The organism is Streptomyces anandii JCM 4720 (assembly GCF_014650655.1).
Taxonomy (GTDB): Bacteria; Actinomycetota; Actinomycetes; order Streptomycetales; family Streptomycetaceae; genus Streptomyces; species Streptomyces anandii.
This window is the reverse complement of the sequence record NZ_BMVJ01000001.1, coordinates 102179-104201: the sequence shown is the minus strand read 5'-3', so window position 1 is coordinate 104201 and position 2023 is coordinate 102179. Positions and strand designations below refer to the sequence as shown.

2 protein-coding genes and 1 pseudogene are annotated in these 2023 nt (G+C 70.4%); 2 read left to right on the top strand and 1 reads right to left on the bottom strand.

Annotation, left to right across the window (positions count from 1 at the left end):
* A pseudogene (locus tag IE249_RS35685) lies at window positions 1-257 on the top strand (CDP-alcohol phosphatidyltransferase); the annotation flags it as partial.
* A 23-nt stretch (window positions 258-280) separates the two neighbouring features.
* Here IE249_RS35685 and dusB read toward each other — a convergent pair.
* Complete coding sequence (gene dusB, locus IE249_RS00480) at window positions 281-1423, bottom strand: tRNA dihydrouridine synthase DusB (RefSeq protein ID WP_189702763.1); 1143 nt, start codon at window positions 1421-1423, stop codon at window positions 281-283.
* 81 nt (window positions 1424-1504) lie between these two features.
* On the opposite strand from dusB, the gene IE249_RS35680 reads away from it, so the two are divergent.
* Window positions 1505-2023: MFS transporter (locus tag IE249_RS35680; protein ID WP_229857129.1), on the top strand; the 519-nt coding region annotated here is incomplete at its 3' end.

Genomic DNA, 2023 nt, shown 5'->3' with positions numbered 1-2023 from the left:
GCTACGGCAACGACAACACCGTGCTCGTCTTCCTCGGCGACCACCAGCCGATCGCCCGGGTCAGCGGCAACCACGCCAGCCGTGACGTACCCGTCTCGATCGTGGCCAAGGACCCCAAGGTCCTCGACAAGATCTCCAGTTGGGGCTGGACCGACGGCCTGCGGCCCGCGCACGACGCCCCGGTCTGGAAGATGAGCGCCTTCCGCGACCGCTTCCTGACGGCCTACGGCTCGACCCCGCACCCCTCCAAGGGCTGACCGCGGGCCCGCCGGAAGGCGGCTCAGCCGCCGGAGGTGTCCAGCTCCGCGTCCTCGCCGACACCCGCGCAGTCGTACGGGTCCTTCAGCCAGCCGTCCGGCAGGACCACCCGGTTGTTGCCGGACGTGCGGCCGCGCGGGCCGTCCGCGCCGGCCGGCCAGGGCTGGTCGAGGTCCAGCTCGTCGAGGCCGCCGCGCAGTTCCTGGAGCGAGGAGGTGACGGCGAGCCGCTTGCGCATCTCGGAGCCGACCGAGAAGCCCTTGAGGTACCAGGCGACGTGCTTGCGGAAGTCGACGACACCGCGCTGCTCGTCGCCGAGCCACTCCCCGAGCAGGGTGGCGTGCCGGACCATGACGTCCGCGACCTCGCGCAGGCCGGGGCGGACGTACGCGTCCGCACGCCCCTCGAAGGCGGCGACCAGGTCGGCGAACAGCCACGGCCGGCCCAGGCAGCCGCGGCCCACGACCACGCCGTCGCAGCCGGTCTCGCGCACCATGCGCAGGGCGTCCTCGGCGGACCAGATGTCGCCGTTGCCGAGGACCGGGATCTCCGGGACGTGCTCCTTGAGGCGGGCGATGGCGTCCCAGTCGGCGGTGCCGCCGTAGTGCTGGGCGGCGGTGCGGCCGTGCAGCGCGATGGAGGTGACGCCCTCCTCGACGGCGATGCGGCCGGCGTCGAGGTGGGTGAGGTGGTCGTCGTCGATGCCCTTGCGCATCTTCATGGTGACCGGCAGGTCGCCGGCGCCGCTGACCGCCTCGCGCAGGATGGCGCGCAGCAGGTTGCGCTTGTAGGGCAGGGCCGAGCCGCCGCCCTTCCTGGTCACCTTGGGCACCGGGCAGCCGAAGTTGAGATCGATGTGGTCGGCGAGGTCCTCCTCCGCGATCATGCGGACGGCCTTGCCGACGGTGGCCGGGTCGACGCCGTACAGCTGGATGGAGCGGGGCCGCTCACTGGCGTCGAACCTGATCAGCTGCATGGTCTTGTCGTTGCGCTCGACCAGCGCCCGGGTGGTGATCATCTCGCTGACGAACAGGCCCTTGCCACCGGAGAACTCCCGGCACAGGGTGCGGAAGGGCGCGTTGGTGATACCGGCCATGGGGGCCAGGACCACGGGGGGCGCGACGGTGTGCGGACCGATCTGGAGGGGGGACTCGGGCGTGGGCATTCCCCCATTGTCACGTATCGACGAAGATCCTGTACCACTCATTAGTTAACCGCACTATCGATATCGGCTAGGCTGGAACCCATGCCCGAGCTCAGCCACCGCCGGCGTCTGCTGGTGCTCGCGATCTGCTGCATGAGCCTGCTGATCGTGAGCCTCGACAACACCGTTCTCAACGTCGCGCTCCCCTCCCTCCAGCGCGACCTGCACGCGCAGACCTCCGGTCTGCAGTGGACCATCGACGCCTACACCCTGGTGCTCGCCTCGCTGCTGATGCTGGCCGGCTCCACGGCCGACCGCATCGGCCGCAAGCGCGTGTTCATGGCCGGGCTGGTCGTCTTCGGCCTCGGATCACTGCTGTGCTCCCTGGCGCCCAGCCTCGAACTGCTCGTCGTCTTCCGCATGGTGCAGGCGGTCGGCGGCTCGATGCTCAACCCGGTCGCCATGTCGATCATCACCAACACCTTCACCGACCCGCGCGAGCGGGCCCGCGCGATCGGCGTCTGGGGCGCCGTGGTCGGCATATCCATGGCGGCGGGCCCGCTGGTGGGCGGTCTGCTGGTGGAGTCGGTCGGCTGGCGCTCGATCTTCTGGGTCAACCTG

What these genes read in the sequence shown, in the direction of transcription:
- dusB (WP_189702763.1), bottom strand. Translation starts at nt 1,423, where the DNA reads ATGCCCACGCCCGAGTCCCCCCTCCAGATCGGTCCGCACACCGTCGCG.